The 16,521-nt window shown below is 40.2% G+C and carries 15 protein-coding genes; 4 read left to right on the plus strand and 11 right to left on the minus strand.

From position 1 onward, the window contains the following. Nucleotides 1-60 precede the first annotated feature (60 nt). From rsmA to H9565_RS03515, 5 genes are read right to left on the minus strand one after another with little or no spacing between them, the layout of a single operon-like run. Nucleotides 61-924 carry a 16S rRNA (adenine(1518)-N(6)/adenine(1519)-N(6))-dimethyltransferase RsmA gene (gene rsmA, locus H9565_RS03495; protein ID WP_215437542.1) on the minus strand — a complete coding sequence of 288 codons (864 nt, stop codon included), beginning with the start codon at nt 922-924 and terminating at the stop codon, nt 61-63. A 9-nt stretch (nt 925-933) separates the two neighbouring features. Then, nucleotides 934-1,236, minus strand: coding sequence for a gamma-glutamylcyclotransferase family protein (locus H9565_RS03500; RefSeq protein ID WP_215437544.1), 303 nt, complete (start codon nt 1,234-1,236; stop codon nt 934-936). A 19-nt stretch (nt 1,237-1,255) separates the two neighbouring features. Beyond that, complete coding sequence (locus tag H9565_RS03505) at nt 1,256-1,567, minus strand: DUF4286 family protein (protein WP_215437546.1); 312 nt, start codon at nt 1,565-1,567, stop codon at nt 1,256-1,258. A gap of 14 nt (nt 1,568-1,581) precedes the next feature. Beyond that, complete coding sequence (locus H9565_RS03510) at nt 1,582-3,240, minus strand: S41 family peptidase (RefSeq protein WP_215437549.1); 1,659 nt, start codon at nt 3,238-3,240, stop codon at nt 1,582-1,584. Between the two features lie 30 nt (nt 3,241-3,270). Continuing rightward, the gene (locus H9565_RS03515) at nt 3,271-5,055 is read right to left on the minus strand and encodes a tetratricopeptide repeat protein (RefSeq protein ID WP_215437551.1); all 1,785 of its coding nucleotides are present in this window, start codon (nt 5,053-5,055) and stop codon (nt 3,271-3,273) included. A gap of 206 nt (nt 5,056-5,261) precedes the next feature. On the opposite strand from H9565_RS03515, the gene H9565_RS03520 reads away from it, so the two are divergent. Then, complete coding sequence (locus H9565_RS03520) at nt 5,262-5,573, plus strand: hypothetical protein (protein WP_215437555.1); 312 nt, start codon at nt 5,262-5,264, stop codon at nt 5,571-5,573. A gap of 68 nt (nt 5,574-5,641) precedes the next feature. Here H9565_RS03520 and serS read toward each other — a convergent pair whose 3' ends face one another. Beyond that, a complete protein-coding gene (gene serS / locus H9565_RS03525) occupies nt 5,642-6,913 on the minus strand; it encodes a serine--tRNA ligase (RefSeq protein WP_215437559.1) in 1,272 nt (423 codons plus the stop codon). A gap of 79 nt (nt 6,914-6,992) precedes the next feature. Here serS and H9565_RS03530 point away from each other — a divergent pair, with 79 nt between their 5' ends. Beyond that, nucleotides 6,993-7,370, plus strand: coding sequence for a VOC family protein (locus tag H9565_RS03530; RefSeq protein WP_215437562.1), 378 nt, complete (start codon nt 6,993-6,995; stop codon nt 7,368-7,370). Here the strand turns inward: H9565_RS03530 and H9565_RS03535 are convergent. Further along, on the minus strand, nt 7,367-8,698 hold the full coding sequence (locus H9565_RS03535) for an HTTM domain-containing protein (RefSeq protein WP_215437564.1): 1,332 nt from the start codon (nt 8,696-8,698) through the stop codon (nt 7,367-7,369). The genes H9565_RS03530 and H9565_RS03535 overlap by 4 nt on opposite strands. Continuing rightward, the gene (locus H9565_RS03540; RefSeq protein ID WP_215437565.1) at nt 8,699-9,625 is read right to left on the minus strand and encodes a bifunctional riboflavin kinase/FAD synthetase; all 927 of its coding nucleotides are present in this window, start codon (nt 9,623-9,625) and stop codon (nt 8,699-8,701) included. 52 nt (nt 9,626-9,677) lie between these two features. On the opposite strand from H9565_RS03540, the gene H9565_RS03545 reads away from it, so the two are divergent. Together H9565_RS03545 and H9565_RS03550 are read left to right on the plus strand one after the other, a co-directional pair. Further along, nucleotides 9,678-13,463 carry a reprolysin-like metallopeptidase gene (locus H9565_RS03545; protein WP_215437566.1) on the plus strand — a complete coding sequence of 1,262 codons (3,786 nt, stop codon included), beginning with the start codon at nt 9,678-9,680 and terminating at the stop codon, nt 13,461-13,463. Further along, nucleotides 13,460-14,140 (plus strand): hypothetical protein, encoded by a 681-nt coding sequence (locus tag H9565_RS03550; protein ID WP_215437568.1) that lies wholly within the window; start codon nt 13,460-13,462, stop codon nt 14,138-14,140. Before H9565_RS03545 ends, H9565_RS03550 begins: the two co-directional genes overlap by 4 nt. Here H9565_RS03550 and pth read toward each other — a convergent pair. From pth to H9565_RS03565, 3 genes are all read right to left on the minus strand, one after another. Continuing rightward, on the minus strand, nt 14,127-14,759 hold the full coding sequence (gene pth, locus H9565_RS03555; RefSeq protein ID WP_246560252.1) for an aminoacyl-tRNA hydrolase: 633 nt from the start codon (nt 14,757-14,759) through the stop codon (nt 14,127-14,129). The genes H9565_RS03550 and pth overlap by 14 nt on opposite strands. A gap of 116 nt (nt 14,760-14,875) precedes the next feature. Beyond that, nucleotides 14,876-15,511: a 50S ribosomal protein L25/general stress protein Ctc gene (locus tag H9565_RS03560; RefSeq protein WP_215437571.1), complete on the minus strand. Its 636-nt coding sequence runs from the start codon at nt 15,509-15,511 to the stop codon at nt 14,876-14,878. A 50-nt stretch (nt 15,512-15,561) separates the two neighbouring features. Continuing rightward, complete coding sequence (locus H9565_RS03565; protein ID WP_215437574.1) at nt 15,562-16,503, minus strand: ribose-phosphate pyrophosphokinase; 942 nt, start codon at nt 16,501-16,503, stop codon at nt 15,562-15,564. Nucleotides 16,504-16,521 lie beyond the last annotated feature (18 nt).

A 16,521-nucleotide genomic window follows, 5' to 3' on the forward strand; every position in this document is an offset into this window, starting at 1 on the left:
CTATAAATTTGTCAAGATTATAATTTTGGGAAAATAAAGTATATACAGACCAAAAAATACCTAGTCTAGATCCAGGGCTATTTTTTTTGTAAGTGCAACAAAATCCGCCACGCTAAGTTGCTCGGGACGTTGATCAAAAATAATATCTCCCCTAAGTTCCGGTGAGAGGTCAAATACTTTTAAACTGTTCCTTATGGTTTTTCTACGTTGGTTGAATGCGGCCTTAACCACTCTAAAGAATAATTTTTCATCACAATCTAACGTGAAATTCTTTTTACGCACTAAACGGAGTACCCCGGATTGTACTTTAGGCGGAGGGTCAAAAACTTGGGGCGAAACCGTGAACAAATATTCGGCATCATAATAGGCCTGTACCAGTACGGATAGAATACCATAGGTTTTATTGCCTTCTCCTTCACAAATACGTTTGGCCACTTCCTTTTGGAACATACCGGAAAATTCAGGCACCTGTGCTTTCATTTCTAGCATTTTAAAAACAATTTGTGTAGATATGTTATAGGGGAAGTTTCCGGTTATGGCAAATTGCTCATCACCAAAAATCTCGGTAAGGTCATACTTTAGAAAATCGGCTTCAATTACCTGAAGCGTACTTTTTCCTGCCATTGCCTTGGGGTGTTCCAAAGGGAAACTATGGTTGAGATAGACAATAGAATCGGCATCCAAATCCATTGCCACTATATTTATGTCTTGCAGCAGCAGGTATTTGGTGAGCACGCCCGTACCCGGACCTATTTCCACTACATTTCTATAGCCTTCCAAGGAAAGGGTGTCCGCAATTTTTTTGGCAATCTCCTCATCTTTTAAAAAATGCTGGCCTAAATGCTTCTTAGCCTTTACGGGACTATCTTCTTTCCAAGACTTTGTGGAGTGTTGTTCGTAATGTTTCTTCTTTTTCTTGCCCATATTTTTCTTTTAAGCCCTTATATAAACCCAAGCCGTCTTGCCCGATTTTAAACCGACTTTCTTTTTCTTGTATGCGGCGCCTTCGTATTGGTCCGCCTTTGTCAATTCGTTTTGTTCTAATTCGTAAACCACGCCTTCAATACGGTCTTCCGCACCCTTTGTTTCTTCGGCTACTAGGTATCTGCCCATTATTTTTTCAGGGGAAATACGAAAACCGTTCAGTACATCGGGACCTCCCTTCAGGCTGCGCCCAAAAACCCGTTGTTGTATATACGGGTCTTGGAGGGTGCCGTAGGTGAAGAGGTATGGCATTTGTTATTGGACCTAGTCGTTAGTGTTCGCTTACGATTTCCATCTCGGTCCTGAACGAAACGAATTTGTTCGGAAACCGTTTATGGGCATCTTCACGCAATCTGGGTGCGTCTTCCGTATAATAGCTTTCCAGCACTTCCTTGCTCAAGGTGGTGAACTGAACCGAGTAGCTGATGCCCCCCATTTCTTCTTCTACCAATATCTTGCTCATCTTGGCGTTCAAGAATTTGCCGGTGGCCAATATATCGGGTATGTGCACTTCACGCATCCATATGAGCCATTCGTCATGCACCGACTCTTCTATATTGGTTGTTACATTGTATATGTACATATTGTTGGTTTTTTTTAGTCTTTTAGCAAATCTAATGCCTTTTCCAATACCTCGTCCCTTCCTTCTCGAATACCTGCAATAGTAGGTTTTGTCGTTACATCAATTTTTACGCCAACTCTTTGGGTTTTTGTTCCATCGGGATAAAAAATACCGGTCCCGGAAATTCCTGTTTTGAAACCGCCTACGAATCCAATTAGGCTAAGATCTCCATCCGCAGCGCAGGTTTGGCTGCCAATTGTCATTACATTGTCGTATGTCTGAAAAGCCATGGTGGTAAACTCGGCATAGCTGATTGTCTGTGAGTTGACCAATAGAATAACTTTTCCATTATAAGGTTTCTTACCATTACCTCCGCATTTTAATGTTTTTGTCCACTTAAACCTACCTGGGTAACCTAAATCTGGAACTATAATTTTTACAAATTCTTTTGGACTACTGTTCAAGTAATTCGCTATTCGGTATAGAGTGCCTTTAGGATAATTACGGATATCAAAAATGATAGCCTTTGTGTTTCTTAAACTATCCATCATTTGCGAGACGTCCTCTTGGGTAACTTCTCCCATATTCACGTAGCCAATAGTATTATTGAGTATTTTATATTTTTTCTTTGTGGGTCTCTCGTAATTGAAGACGTCAAACGGGTACCTTCCTATTTTTTTGGTAATGGGTTTTCCATTCCTCAATAGTTCTATCGTGACCGAATCTGTACTGCCATTAAAAATTTTGTTCCGGGCAAAAGCAAGCTTGGCGGCGTGGTTGGAGCCTTGTATATAGTTTTTTCCTTCTTCAAAAACATCAATAACGTTTTGTCCGTTCACTTTGCTAATGACATCTCCAATTTTTAAATCGTTTAGTCGGGCCAATGAATCGTTAAAAGGTCTTACGATTACAGCTTTATTGTCGATTATCCTGTGGATCACGGGAATGTACTTATTGCCAAAATATTCATTTAGTATGTCTGTACTTAAACCCGCGTGGCTATCATCAATGTGTACCACTAGTTCTAGCATAGCTAAATGGTAATCCAATTCAGATTTGGGGTGAAGAAACTTAGGCAGCATTTGTGTTAATACATCGTTCCAAGGGATGTGCATCTGGTATTTGTACGGAAAAAAATACTCAACCGTATTCCAATATCTGAATAAGGCTAGTAGCCTTAAGTTCTTATCTTTCCATAAGAAGTTTGGGTATTCCGGTTCATTTTGGATAATGATATTTTGTGCCTTTGTTATCCTTTTAGCTGTGGTCACGTAGTATTGCTCGCCTTGAAACCTATTTGTTTCTATAAACCGGAGTTTATCGGAAAGCTGTTTTGAAAAGAGCGGGTTATCCTGTATCCACGATAGATCAAAGTTTTTATTGAAACGGGCCGTAGATGTGGGCTTTCGGCAAGACTTGCAGGGTTTTATTTCACCAAGTGAACCTATCCAGTCTATTAATACTTGTGATAGTTCTTCTTTGGAATTGGTCTTTTCAGTTTTAGCGAGAATTGTGAATAACTGTTCGTCCCAATTGAATTTTCCTTTGGCTACATTGGGGTGGTAATATTTTAGGAAACCCCAGACTTTGCCGACCGAAGCCAGTTTTTCGGTTTCGTTCAGTGGGGTGGGTTTAGCTATCACCTGACCCGAAAAAAATAGTGTAATTAGAAAAATCAAAGTGAATCTGCCCATGCTCTATTGTTTTGTTTTTAGATAGCTATTTCAATTCACGGCATCACCTCGCAACATTCTAAAATTCTTTCTCGCCTGTGGAAAATAATAACTGTCTTGATAGTTATAAATAATTTTCTCGTAATGCGACTTAGCTTTTTCAGGTTGATTTAGTTTATTTCTATAGAGTTCTGCCAGTGCAAAATGCGCGTCGTCCGCTAGAATACCATTGGCGTAGAATTCAGTTATTTTTTGGTAGTTGTATTCGGCAGCTTCGTAGGCTTTGGTGCTTTCTAAAAGTTCACCTTGTTTTAGAAGGGCCTCGTCCTCAATTTTTTCGCCTTTATGGTTTTCAAGAATGTCATTAAGTTCCGTGATGGCCTCTTTGGTTTTGTTCTGGTAGGCCAAAAGGTCTGCCCGGGCATATTTTTTAAGAGCGGTTTGGGTTGAATCTTCCAGTGAGTTATCCGAAATTAATAAACTCAGCTGCATGGCATCATTGGCTATAAGCTGCGATGTTGAGCTTCTGAGCACTTTTAACTGGGTGAGGGCCCAATCAAAATCGCCTTTGTAAAAACTGGTCTGAGCCACTTTAAACCGTGCATTTTGCCCCAGCACATCATTTTTTAGATTTTGCTGTATTTGTGAAAAATAGATGAGCGCTTCATTAAATTTTTTATCATATACCAAAATGTCTCCCAATGCCAGTTTTACGAAAGCTTTTCCACGGGCGTTTAACGGAAGCTCTAAACTTTGTTTTAGAATTTTGATGGCTTGTTCTGGAGTTTCTTGTTTAAAGGTCAAAAAGTTGGCGTAGGCAACCTGTAATTGTAAAGTCTGGGCCTTGTAACCATGAATGTTTATCAGCTCGTTAAATTGCTTTTCTACCGCTTCTAAACTTTTTTTTGTGGGCTCAAAAAGTTGAATGTCTATAAGGTTCAGTTGTGCGTTAAGTTTAGTGACCTCGTTTGCACTGTTATCCGCAATGTATTGAAAGATTTCTTGAGCGGTCTCGGTTTCGGAATCCTCAAGGGCTAAATTCCCGAGGGCATTGAGGCGTTGCATATTAGAACCTTCCAAGCGTTTGTAAATAGCCTTTTCCTGACGAAAGGCACTACCATACTGCTTTTGTTGTACAAAGAGCCAGCTCAAAAGCTCGTTCCAAAGAATATCCGGATTCTTTTGTGCATTCTGCAATAGCGTTTTTTTAAGGATAAGGTTGTTCTCGTTTTCAGCATCCGCAGTTATAAAATCGTCAATATTACGAAGCACGTTAGATTTTGATGTTTTGCCCTCGCTAATGAGGTTTAAGTAGGATACGTACATTTTCTCAATATTGCCCTGTTCTCCGTAAATACGAGCCATTTGATAATTATAGTCCAGCTGGGGGTTGAGTTCCATAGCCCTGGTGTAGGCCTTAAGGGCTTCGTCTAACAAAGCGTATTTCTGAAAGCGGTAGCCAATACCATATCCATAATTAGGATTTTCATCTATTTTAGCGATTGCTTTCTCGTAGTATGCCTTGGCCTTTTCCGATTGGTTCTGTAATCTGTAATTATACCCCATTTCAATAAATAACGTAGGGTATGCCCTGGCATTTTTTAATTTTTTCAGTAAAAAGTTTTCGGCATCCGTATAACGTTCCAATTGTTGGTAGGTGGCTATAAGAGCTTCTGTATAATCTGTTCTACTAGGATTTTTATCCGTTAGTTTTTCATAGTACACCACGGCCTTTTCATAATCACCATCATTAAAATACTGTTTGGCCAAGAAATCATCTTGGGCCACAGTAGAGAAGGTAATAAGAAGAATGGCGATAGTATGGAGAGCCTTCATATATGAAATTTAACAAATTTAAGTCAGCTTGGGAAAAGAATCTGTTAAGGGGACTATAATTTGGGAGTAAATAGGCTTTAAAACGTATTTGTTTCAATTTATACAAGATTATAGACTGTTCGTACAATACCATATTTGACCTTTATTATTGTGTAATACATTTATAATCAAATTGTTATTTGTTTCATTTAAATACATATAGAGTTATGGCAACATTTGTAAAAAATTGTGATCGTTACGCGGCGTTCCTTTATCCTAATGGGGAGAATTCCGGTAGAATTAATTTGTATTGTGCGGACGGATATAGGTTATATCTAATTTTTAGAGAGGGAAACCTTTCCGGGAATACGTTTAACGAGAGTATAAAAACCGGGGTAGGGTATCAGCCTATAGATAGGTATAGTGATTATTTAGATTTGGTTAGAAATGAAAAACCAATTAGGGTAACATTCAATACTACCAATAAGAATTATGTGGTATATGCTTCGGGAGAAGAAGTAGGAGAAGGAGAGTTGTAAATTGTGTTAAATGAAAATCGGCCAGAACGGATAATTGTTCTGGCCGATTTTATTTCTTGTACTTAAAATTAATCTATACGGTCAAACCCACAATAAGGCACCAATACCTCGGGTATCTGAATACCATCTTCAGTTTGATAATTTTCCAAAATCCCAGCTAAAACGCGAGGTAAGGCCAAAGAGCTTCCGTTTAATGTATGGGCAAACTGGCTTTTTCCGTTTTCGTCTTTGTACCGTAGTTTTAGTCGGTTGGCCTGGTAGGCTTCAAAATTGGACACAGAGCTAATTTCTAACCAACGGTCCTGCGCCGTGGAAAACACCTCAAAATCAAAAGTAAGGGCTGCCGTAAAACCTAGGTCACCGCCGCAAAGTCTTAGAATGCGGTATGGTAATTTTAGTTCTCTAAGGATATTTTTTACATGTTCTACCATGCCATCCAAGGCTTGGTACGAATTAGCGGGGTTTTCCACCCGAACAATTTCCACTTTATCAAACTGGTGAAGACGGTTAAGACCACGAACATGTGCGCCGTAGCTTCCTGCCTCTCTCCTAAAACAGGGTGTGTAAGCCGTATAGCGGATAGGGAAATCGCTTTTGGTAACTATCTCGTCACGAAAAAGATTGGTAACCGGTACTTCGGCAGTTGGAATAAGGTAAAGGTCGTCCTCTCCTACATGGTACATTTGCCCTTCTTTGTCAGGTAATTGCCCAGTTCCAAAACCGGATGCTTCGTTAACCAAGTGCGGTACTTGCATTTCAGTGTAACCTGCTTCTGTATTTTTATCTAAAAAATAAGAGATTAGGGCACGTTGCAATCTGGCACCTCTTCCTTTGTATACGGGAAAACCGGCACCTGTAATTTTTACGCCCAATTCAAAATCTATGATATCATATTTCTTTGCCAATTCCCAATGGGGTAGAGCATCGGTATTTAAAGTAGGTATGTCTCCTTCTCTAAAAATCTCTTCGTTGTCCTCATCTGAATTACCCGCAGGAACTGATTCATGGGGAACATTAGGTATTTTGTAAAGAACGCTCTGTAAATTTTCGGAAATAGTATTAAGCTCTTCGCCCAATCTTTTGGAATCTTCCTTTAAGGTCACTGTTTTCTCTTTGAGAACGTTGGCTTCTTGGGCTTTTCCAGTCTTAAAGAGCATGCCTATTTCTTTGGAAAGTTTATTGCTTTCCGCTAGGGTGTTGTCCAAGGAAGTTTGTGTTGCACGTCTTTTTTCATCCAACTCCAACACTTCATTAATCAATGGTGCGGCATCTATATTGCGCTTTTTTAATGCGTTTATGATGTCGTCTTTTTTGTCTCTAACGACCTGTAGCTGTAACATTGCTCTTAAATTTAGTCTGCAAATTTAAACTAATGATTAAAAACCAATACATTTACAGCCGTTATAATCTTATTATTTTATGGTTTTTGAACATTTTGCACTGAACATTACGGATATACACAAAAGAGTAGACTGGTTTGTGACCCATTTAGGGTTAACTGTTGTTGTTGGACAGGAAAAGCCTCCTTTTATGACCTTTTTGGCCGATTCTACTGGAAGGGTGATGCTAGAGTTGTACCAAAAGCCGGAAGAACCGCTAAGTAACTTTGAGGAGCGCCACCCCGCAACATTTCATGTGGCTTTTGTTTCTGATGATGCGGAAGCAGATAAACAAAGACTTATTGCTGAAGGAGCCACTCTTGTTGAGGAAGTAAAGCGTGAAGGTCTGCATCTTGTAATGCTACGTGATCCATGGGGCATGCCGTTACAACTTTGCAAGCGGGCTAAAAAATTCTAAGGTTTTTTTTCGTAGGTAGGTGATGGGAAAATCCATTCATTATGCCAAAAGTAGTTCCACTTGGTATTGGCTAAGTCTACTTTAGGGTCTATAAACGGGCGGTAAGGTTTTCCGTTTACGCTAACTTTAGAGTTTTGTGCGTAAACCTCTATATGTTCTCCTTTTTTGGCATATTCCTTTTTTAACCTTTGGGCAAACTGCCATATAAAATCTGGGTAGCCCGCAATTCTCTTCTGTTGCTTTTTGGAGAGGTAATCTTTTGTTTTGATTACGGTCTGTTCCCCGGTTTTTGGATTGACTACCAAGAATTTTACGGTTCCTGTGCGGCTTCGGAGCATCATACGCCAACTTAATCTGTGCCCTTCCTCTGTCCATAGTACCTCGTCTTTTATAAAATGATGTCTTACGGGGAGCGTAATTTGTATTAGAAAATAAATGCCTCCTATAACGAGTAGTGGTTTTCTATAGGATGGCACTTCTACCTTTTGAAGGTGGTAAGGTTTTTTCTTCTTGAAAAAGATATTTCGTATGGTCTCGGGCTCAAAAAAGAATACGGTAAAAGCCAACGATAAATACGGGAAAATACCGATCTGAAAAACAATGGAGTTGAACAGGTGAAAAAACACAGAAGCGAAAAAGGCAATTTTTCGAGTGGGCTTCCAAAGTAGGGCGGGAACGATCAATAAATCAAAAAAAATACCCGAGACCCCAATAATTCTATGAATAAACGGCTCTTGCAATAGGCCTCCAATAATAGGGTAGCTAGCTTTGTTGAGCATTAGAATGCGAACAATTCCAAAATCTAACCAATCGCCATATAGTTTGGCAATAGAAGCGTAGGTGTAAACAATAAGTAGCTGAAAAATCACAATCCACTTTACATAAGCGAACATACTGTCGCTTTTTAAGTTTGGGTTTCGCTTTACATCCAATGAGTGACTTTGGTGTGCCGGTAGAAAACACATGATGAGCGAAATAAGTACCAGAAGATAGTAATGATTGTTGTACGATGTCTTTTGCATCAGGTAAACACCCGCCCACATAAGGGTAAAGGAAATAATGGCAAATCGGTATTTGTAGCCTAGGGCAATAAGTACGCCCATTGTACCCATAACAAAGAAATAGTAGTACATGCCAAACCCCGGTAAAGGTTGGAGCCAATCAAAGCCAATGAAATTAAAGGTAAACTTTGGTTCTATTAACGTTCTTCTGATCCAACCCGTTAAAATGGCGCCATAACATTCTAGGGAAACAAGTATTCCGAAAAAAATACGGAATATAATCAGTTGCGAGTTATCGATTTTCGAAAAGAGAAAACGATTCAGCATTTATTCTAAGATTAGGGAGAGCGAGGTTTGTTTGTCCTTTTCCAGTTGAGTCTTTAGGGCTTCTACAGATTCAAACTTGTGCTCGTCGCGTATGCGGTGTAGAATGTCTATCTGTAGTTTTTGACCGTAAAGATCTTGGTCAAAATCAAAAAAGTTAATCTCAATAGTTTTCTCTTTGCCAGCAACGGTAGGGTTGTAGCCAATGTTCATCATCCCGTAAACGGTTTTGTTTAAAAGCTGACTTTTAACCACGTAGACCCCATTTTTGGGTATCAATTTATACGATTCCACAATGTGGAGATTGGCGGTAGGAAAACCAAGTTGTCTGCCAAGGCCTTTTCCTTTTTGTATAGTGCCCGTAAGCATATAGTTGTAGCTTAGGTAGCTGTTTGCCGTGGTAATATCGCCTTCTTGGAGCGCTTTACGTATTTTGGTTGAACTTACGGATACTTCATCTATTTCTTGTGCCGATATTTCTTCAACCTCAAAATTAAAGGTGCTGCCAAAAGCTTTAAGGTCGGTAATATTGGCATTTCGGTTTCTGCCGAAGCGATGGTCGTAACCAATAATAATTTTTTTTATCTGCAGCTGGTTCACCAAATTGTCCCGAACGAATTCAGTGGCGGAGAGACGGGAAAATTCTTGCGTAAAAGGATGAATGATCAATTGGTCCAATCCTAGCTCCTCTAATATTTTGGTTTTTTCTTCAATGGTATTGAGCAATTTTATGTTTGCATCCTTTTGCAAAACCATCCGCGGATGCGGGAAAAAAGTCAATACGGTAGATTTAAGGTTTAGTGCAGCGGCATTATTTATCAAACGCTCCAGTATTTTTCTGTGACCAATATGAACACCGTCAAAAGTGCCTATGGTAATGGCAGTCGAATGCCGTTTATCGTTTTTGAAAATGCTTTGGACTGTTACCACCTGTTAAAAATAATAAAAAGACTTATATTTGATTTTGTTCTAAACCCCCTTGATGGTTACAAAATTACGTCTTGTTTTCTCAATTACCATAGCATTTCTTTCCTTTTCCGCCTCGGCACAGAGCGAATATTGGGAAAGCTCTTCGATGAAAAAATCTTCCTACAAGAGATTTTCGCAGGGGTTGAACATGCAGAACGCAAAAGTTTTTTCCTTACAAGAGAAACTTTTTAAGCAGGATTTGCAGCGCTCTACAACATCAAAGAGCGTTTCAAAAATTGTTCATTTTCCAAATTCTAACGGAGAAATGGTAGCGTATAGTGTTCGTGAAACGCCCGTTTTGTCCGAAGAACTTTCAAAAAAATACCCAGAAATAAAATCATTTTCTGGTTATGATGTAAATAATAGGGAAAACCGTATACGGTTCAGTATTTCTCAAAAGGAAGTGCAGGCCATGATTATTTCTTCGGAAAAAAGAGAGAACAGTTTTATTGAGAAGGTAGAGGGAGATACCTATATGGTGTATTCCGGGAGTGCTAAAAGTGCAGATGATGAAGATTTTGTTTGTAGTACCCAAGAAAAGGTTTTGTCCGCCGGTGCCAGCTTAACGGCCAAACCTCTTGATGACCGTGTACTTAGAAAATACAGGTTGGCCGTTTCGGCAACTGCGGAATATACGGAATATCATGGTGGTACAGTGGTTGATGCACTAGCAGGTATCAATGCCACTATAACAAGGGTAAATGAGGTTTTTGAAACGGATTTAGCAGTGCGTTTGGAGCTTGTAGCAGAAACGGACAAGATAATTTATACCAATGCGGCTACAGACCCGTATACGGGTACATTAAGCTTGTTGGGCGATCAGGGCCAGGCGGTAATGACCAGTGAGATAGGAGAAACAAACTATGATATTGGGCATGTGTTTCATAATGGTGAAAATGGGGGTAACGCCGGTTTTATTGGGGCTATTTGTGTAACCAATAGAAAGGGTAGTGCATATTCATCTAGCCGAGTGCCTAAAGGAGATAAGTTTGATTTGGATTTTGTGGCCCATGAGATGGGACACCAATTAGGGGCAAACCACACTTGGTCACATGAATTTGAAGGAACCTTGGTTCAAGTAGAGCCGGGTAGTGGCTCTACCATTATGGGCTACGCAGGTATAGCGGATGTAGATGACGTAGCGGCCAGCGGAGACGATTATTTTCATTACGTTAGTATTAAGCAAATTATAGATAATCTAAAGACAAAAACCTGTGGGGAGGTTACGGGTATTTCCAACAATCCTCCCGTTGTTGAGGATTTGGAAGATTACGTAATCCCAAAATCCACTGCTTTTATATTGGAGGGCAGCGCCACAGATTCTAATGTAGGAGATGTGCTGACCTATACATGGGAACAAATAGACAACGGCGTGGTTACTCAGGCCTCTTTTGGTCCAAATAATGCAAGCGGTGCAAATTTCAGGTCTAGACTTCCAAGTTTGGCACCTGTAAGATACTTTCCAATGTTGTCACAAGTAGTTCGTGGTAATTTGGTGCAGACCTTCCCTACGAGAGGTTCTGCTTGGGAAACGGTATCGGACGTTGAGCGAGAGATGAATTTTGCTTTTACGGTTAGGGATAATGCACCAGGTGGGGGTCAGGTGGTCTCCAAATTAATGAATCTTGCCGTTGTAAACAGTGCGGGGCCTTTTCAGGTTACCTCGCAAGCATCTGCCGAAACTTATGTGGCGGGTGAAGTGTTACAGATAGATTGGGACGTTGCCGGAACGGATAAGTTGCCGGTTGCTACTAAAAATGTAGACCTTGTGCTTTCTACTGATGGCGGTGTAACTTTTACGGTTCCCTTGGCATCAGGTGTGGTTAACGATGGGTCTCATAAAGTGGTAGTTCCGGGTATTGCTACGGATAAGGCCCGGGTTATGGTCAAAGCTTCGGACAATGTGTATTATGCTGTGAATGCTACTGATTTTACCATTGAGGCATCGCAGTTTGTGATGAACTTTTCAGGATTGGAGTATGAAGCTTGTCATTTTGATGACCTTGTGATTCCTTTTGACTATGAAACCTATTTGGGTTTTGATGAAGAAGTTACTTTTGAGGTAACGGATGGGCCTGATAATTTAGGGGTTACTTTTATGCCGGATACCGTTTCAGTAGACGGAACCCGAGTGGATATGTTAATCGAAAATACCGAAAACGTTCCTGAAGGCTCGTATTCATTGACTATCACAGCTGTCTCTGCTAGCGTAACAAAAGAAATTATCCTAGACTTAAAGATATACGACACGGACTTTCCTGCAGTAGCGATTACGGCTCCTGCCAATAATTTAGTAGATGCCGCAACAACAGAGTTGCTACAGTGGGAGGAGGATGCTTCTTATACTTCATACGAGGTGCATATTGCAACCGATGCCGCTTTTGCCAACCTGGTAGAATTGGTCACGGTTACTACAAATAGTTATGTGCCTACGGAACTTAATAATCAGGAAGAATACTACTGGCGAGTAAAGCCTCTAAACGTATGTGGCGAAGGACCTTACAGTACAGTTCGTAAGTTCACTACCATACAAGTAGATTGTGCCAATAAGCCTGCGCGAGACCTTCCTTTGGAAATAAGTGCTACGGAAAGAACCACGGTAATTTCAAAAATTGCCTTTTTTGAAGATTTAAAGGTAGATGATATAAATGTAAGGTTGAACATTGATCACGAGTACCTTGAGGATTTGGTCGTAACACTAACATCTCCATCTAATACAGTGGTTCCGTTAATTTCTAGTTCATGCGGCAATCTAAGGAATGTAGATGCAATTTTTGATGATAGTGCTTCTAGTTTCTCTTGTGGAGCTACAGCTACAACGGCAATTAAGGGTACGGTAAAACCATTAGGTTCGCTAAGTTCTTTTAAAGGGGAGTCCGTATTGGGTGAATGGACCTTAACGGTAGTGGATAATGCCTCTAGGGATGGAGGTATGATAAACGAGTTCTCTCTGGATATTTGTGTAGAAGGCGAATTTAGACCGGATGCAGATAATGATGGTGTTTTTGATGATGGAGACGATTTATGCCTTAATACGCCCGAAGGGGCGGAGGTGGACTCCTCTGGTTGTGAGGTGCATAGGTTTGCTTCCGATAATTTTGAGATTACGGTAGAAAGTGAGTCCTGTAGAAATAATGATGATGGGGTCATTTCTATAGAGGCTAAAACGTCTATGGATTATACGGTAACTATATCTGGTAACAGTGTAGATGTAACCGATATGTTTACGGACTCGTTCTCGCTTTCAAATTTAAACTCGGGGGTATACACGTTGTGTGTAAACGCTTCAGGTGCCGGATTTGATTATGAACCTTTTTGTGCTCAGGTAACCGTATCCCAACCAGAGCCTTTGGGGGTAACATCCTCTGTTTCTTTAGATGGAAAGCAGTTGTTGTTATCTATGGAAGGAGCGGACCTGTATACTATTGAATTAAATGGTGAAACGCTACTGACCGATAAATCCGAGATTACACTAGATTTGAAATCAGGGGGTAATGTACTGCGGGTATCAACGGGTATTTCGTGTCAAGGTATTTATGAAGACCAATTTTTTGTGGGGAGTAAACCTATTGCATTCCCAAACCCGTTTAATGAAAGCACACGCGTTTTATTAGGGGCATCTACGGAAAAAGTAAGAATAGATATCTTTACTATTGGAGGTAGTTTGGTGAAAAGTGAACAGAGTACACCAAGAGGTGGGGGAGTAGACTTGGATTTTTCGGTATTGCATTCCGGAATGTATATTGTGAAAATCAAGGGAGAAACAATTAATGAATCGGTTAAAGTGATAAAACGATGAGGATACTAACTTTTATACTGTTGGGATTAGTACTCTTTTCGAGTTGTAAAAAAGACTCGCCGAAGGCGCCTGAAAAAGTGGATTTAATTGCCCCTGCTAAAAATTCAGAGTGCACACCCGTTCAAAGTGATGGCGATGCCAGTAGTATTGTTCGCTTTAATTGGAAAGCGGCAGACCATACGGAAGATTATGAGCTACAGGTTACGAATCTCAATACAGGTACCGTTCAATCAAAAAATACATCTAATACCATAGAAACTCTTTCATTGGCAAAGGGCACCCCTTTTTCTTGGGTGGTAATTTCAAAAAATTCAGAAACCACAACGGCAACAAGTAGTGATTCTTGGTTGTTCTATAATCCTGGCTCAGAAATTAGTCACGTGCCTTTTCCTGCAGAATTGACATTTCCGGTACAAGGATCCACTGCATTTAAAGATGTTAATAATGAGGTAAGTTTAAAGTGGTCAGGCAAGGATTTGGATGATGATATAGAGGCGTACGCTATTTATTTTTCTACCCAAAATCCGCCTACCAACTTATTAAAAAATACGGATGCCGGAGTTAGTGAATTAAAGGTAGAAGTAACCTCTGGAGAAGTCTATTTCTGGAAAGTTGTTACAACCGATGAAGAAGGAAATAGTTCCGCCAGTTCGGTTTCGGAATTTAAGACCCGTTAAATTGGTTCATGGTGCGGGCAACACCGGCCAGAACAAAGGATTTTATGAGCTCTGTAGTCTTTTCATAGCGCTTTATTAAAGCATTCTTTTCAGTTTCGGTCCATTCACCCAAAACATATTCAACTTGCCTTCCCTTTCCAAAATCTGCACCTACGCCAAACCTTAGTCGGTTGTAGTTTGTGGTCTGTAGTACATTCTGTATGTCCTTAAGACCGTTATGGCCACCATTACTTCCCTTGGTCTTTAGGCGTATAGTGCCAAATTCCAAGTTAATGTCATCAGTGATTACCAATACGTTTTCCAAAGGAATGTTTTCTTTGTCCATCCAATATTTTAGGGCCTTACCGCTAAGGTTCATATAGGTAGATGGTTTCAGACAAAGCACGCTACGCCCTTTAATTTTGAAAAGACCTATATCTCCCAATTTTGCGGTTTCAAAAGAAAAACTGGCATCATTTGCTAGGGCATCCAATATTTTGAAGCCAATGTTGTGTCTGGTTTCTGTATACTCACTACCTATGTTCCCTAGGCCAATGATGAGGTATTTTTTCATGGTATCGGTTTCTTCTAGAACACTTTTGTTCTTGTTGAAAATTGATTTTAGAAATTGATAAAACATAATAAATGGTTCTTGTTCATGATTATGTTCTAAAGTAGATGCCAAGCGGCAACCTTAAGGTGTAAAAATACAAAAGCGCCCTAAATTAGGGCGCTTTATATAACTTCAATTGAAATTTATTCTTGGCTTTCACCACCTTCAGTAGCTGCTGCTTCAGTAGCTTCTCCTTCTTCTCCTTCAATTTCTTCGTCGTCATCAACGGCCACTGCTGTACGTTGCGTTTTAACTTGAACCACCACAGTTGTTTCTGGGTGTAGGATAGTAAATTCATCTTTCAATAAAGATTCAACGGTAATGTTTTCACCAATTTTCAATTTCGATATATCAATATCAAAATAATCTGGCAAGTTGTCCGGAAGTGCTTTAATGGCAAGTTTTCTCTTTCTAAAAAGTAGACGACCACCAGCTCTAACACCAGGAGCATTACCTACTAAACGAACAGGAATGTTCATGGTAACTTCCTTATCATCAAAAAGTTGATAGAAATCGATATGCAAAATTTTATCAGTCACTGGGTGAAACTGAATGTCTTGCATAATCGCTTTTACCTTAACATCGCCTAAGTCAACCTTTACGGTATGCGCGGCTGGGGTGTAGACTAAATCTCTGAACGCTAACTCATCTGCTGAAAAGTGCAATGGTTTTTCCCCTCCGTATACTACGCAAGGAACCTGTCCAGCATTACGTAGGGCCTTCGTTGCCTTCTTGCCCACGCTTTCTCTTTCTGATCCTTTAATTTTAATTGACTTCATTATATGGTTTAAAAAATTAATACTCTAAATTGGGTAGCCCTTTGTTTGAGCTACATTAAAAATTTTGATGCAATGGAAGTATTGTGGTGAACCCTATGCATAACATCTGCAAACAGCTCTGCACAGCTCAATACTTTTACTTTATCCGAGTCCCGTCTTGCCGGAATAGAATCTGTAACAATCAGTTCCGATAGTTGGGATTTTTCTATCTTTTCATAGGCATCACCGGATAATAGGGCGTGAGTTGTAATGGCCCTAACACTTAGTGCACCTCTTTCCATCATTAAATCGGCAGCCTTGGTCAACGTTCCGGCGGTATCTACCATATCATCTACTAAGACCACGTTCTTTCCCTTTACGTCGCCAATAAGCTCCATGTGCGATATTACATTAGCCTTTGCCCGTTGTTTGTAGCAGATTACTACATCACTAGACAATGCTTTGGAATACGCATAAGCTCTTTTGGAGCCCCCCATATCTGGTGAAGCTATGGTCAGGTTTTCCAGGTTTAAGCTTTTAAGGTATGGTAAGAACATAGTGGATGCGAACAAATGGTCAACAGGTTTTTCAAAAAAACCTTGAATTTGATCGGCATGCAAATCCATTGTAATAATTCGTGTAGCACCTGCCGCTTCAAGCATTTTGGCGATTAGCTTTGCCGCAATAGGCACTCTTGGCTTATCTTTTCTGTCTTGTCTTGCCCAACCAAAGTAAGGCATTACAGCGGTTATGTGTCTAGCAGAGGCACGCTTGGCGGCATCTAGCATTAATAACATTTCCATTAGGTGTTCCGAACTAGGATTCGTTGAACCGATAATGAAAATACGGGTACCTCTAACGGACTCTTCAAAGGAAGGCTGAAATTCACCATCGCTATATCTAGAGAAGATTACGTTGCCTAATTCGGCCCCATAAAACTTGGCTATTTTTTTTGCTAACTCAGTACTTTGGGTACATGCGAAAATCTTAGGTTCGGGAACTTGGTAAGCCATGGGTAACGTATTGTGAAT

Origin of the sequence: Zobellia russellii (assembly GCF_018728565.1) — a bacterium.
Lineage (GTDB): Bacteria > Bacteroidota > Bacteroidia > Flavobacteriales > Flavobacteriaceae > Zobellia > Zobellia russellii.

Coding starts and splice junctions, on each gene's coding strand:
- rsmA (WP_215437542.1), bottom strand. CDS start 924: ATGGGCAAGAAAAAGAAGAAACATTACGAACAACACTCCACAAAGTCT.
- H9565_RS03500 (WP_215437544.1), bottom strand. CDS start 1,236: ATGCCATACCTCTTCACCTACGGCACCCTCCAAGACCCGTATATACAA.
- H9565_RS03505 (WP_215437546.1), bottom strand. CDS start 1,567: ATGTACATATACAATGTAACAACCAATATAGAAGAGTCGGTGCATGAC.
- H9565_RS03510 (WP_215437549.1), bottom strand. CDS start 3,240: ATGGGCAGATTCACTTTGATTTTTCTAATTACACTATTTTTTTCGGGT.
- H9565_RS03515 (WP_215437551.1), bottom strand. CDS start 5,055: ATGAAGGCTCTCCATACTATCGCCATTCTTCTTATTACCTTCTCTACT.
- H9565_RS03520 (WP_215437555.1), top strand. CDS start 5,262: ATGGCAACATTTGTAAAAAATTGTGATCGTTACGCGGCGTTCCTTTAT.
- serS (WP_215437559.1), bottom strand. CDS start 6,913: ATGTTACAGCTACAGGTCGTTAGAGACAAAAAAGACGACATCATAAAC.
- H9565_RS03530 (WP_215437562.1), top strand. CDS start 6,993: ATGGTTTTTGAACATTTTGCACTGAACATTACGGATATACACAAAAGA.
- H9565_RS03535 (WP_215437564.1), bottom strand. CDS start 8,698: ATGCTGAATCGTTTTCTCTTTTCGAAAATCGATAACTCGCAACTGATT.
- H9565_RS03545 (WP_215437566.1), top strand. CDS start 9,678: ATGGTTACAAAATTACGTCTTGTTTTCTCAATTACCATAGCATTTCTT.
- H9565_RS03550 (WP_215437568.1), top strand. CDS start 13,460: ATGAGGATACTAACTTTTATACTGTTGGGATTAGTACTCTTTTCGAGT.
- pth (WP_246560252.1), bottom strand. CDS start 14,759: ATGTTTTATCAATTTCTAAAATCAATTTTCAACAAGAACAAAAGTGTT.
- H9565_RS03560 (WP_215437571.1), bottom strand. CDS start 15,511: ATGAAGTCAATTAAAATTAAAGGATCAGAAAGAGAAAGCGTGGGCAAG.
- H9565_RS03565 (WP_215437574.1), bottom strand. CDS start 16,503: ATGGCTTACCAAGTTCCCGAACCTAAGATTTTCGCATGTACCCAAAGT.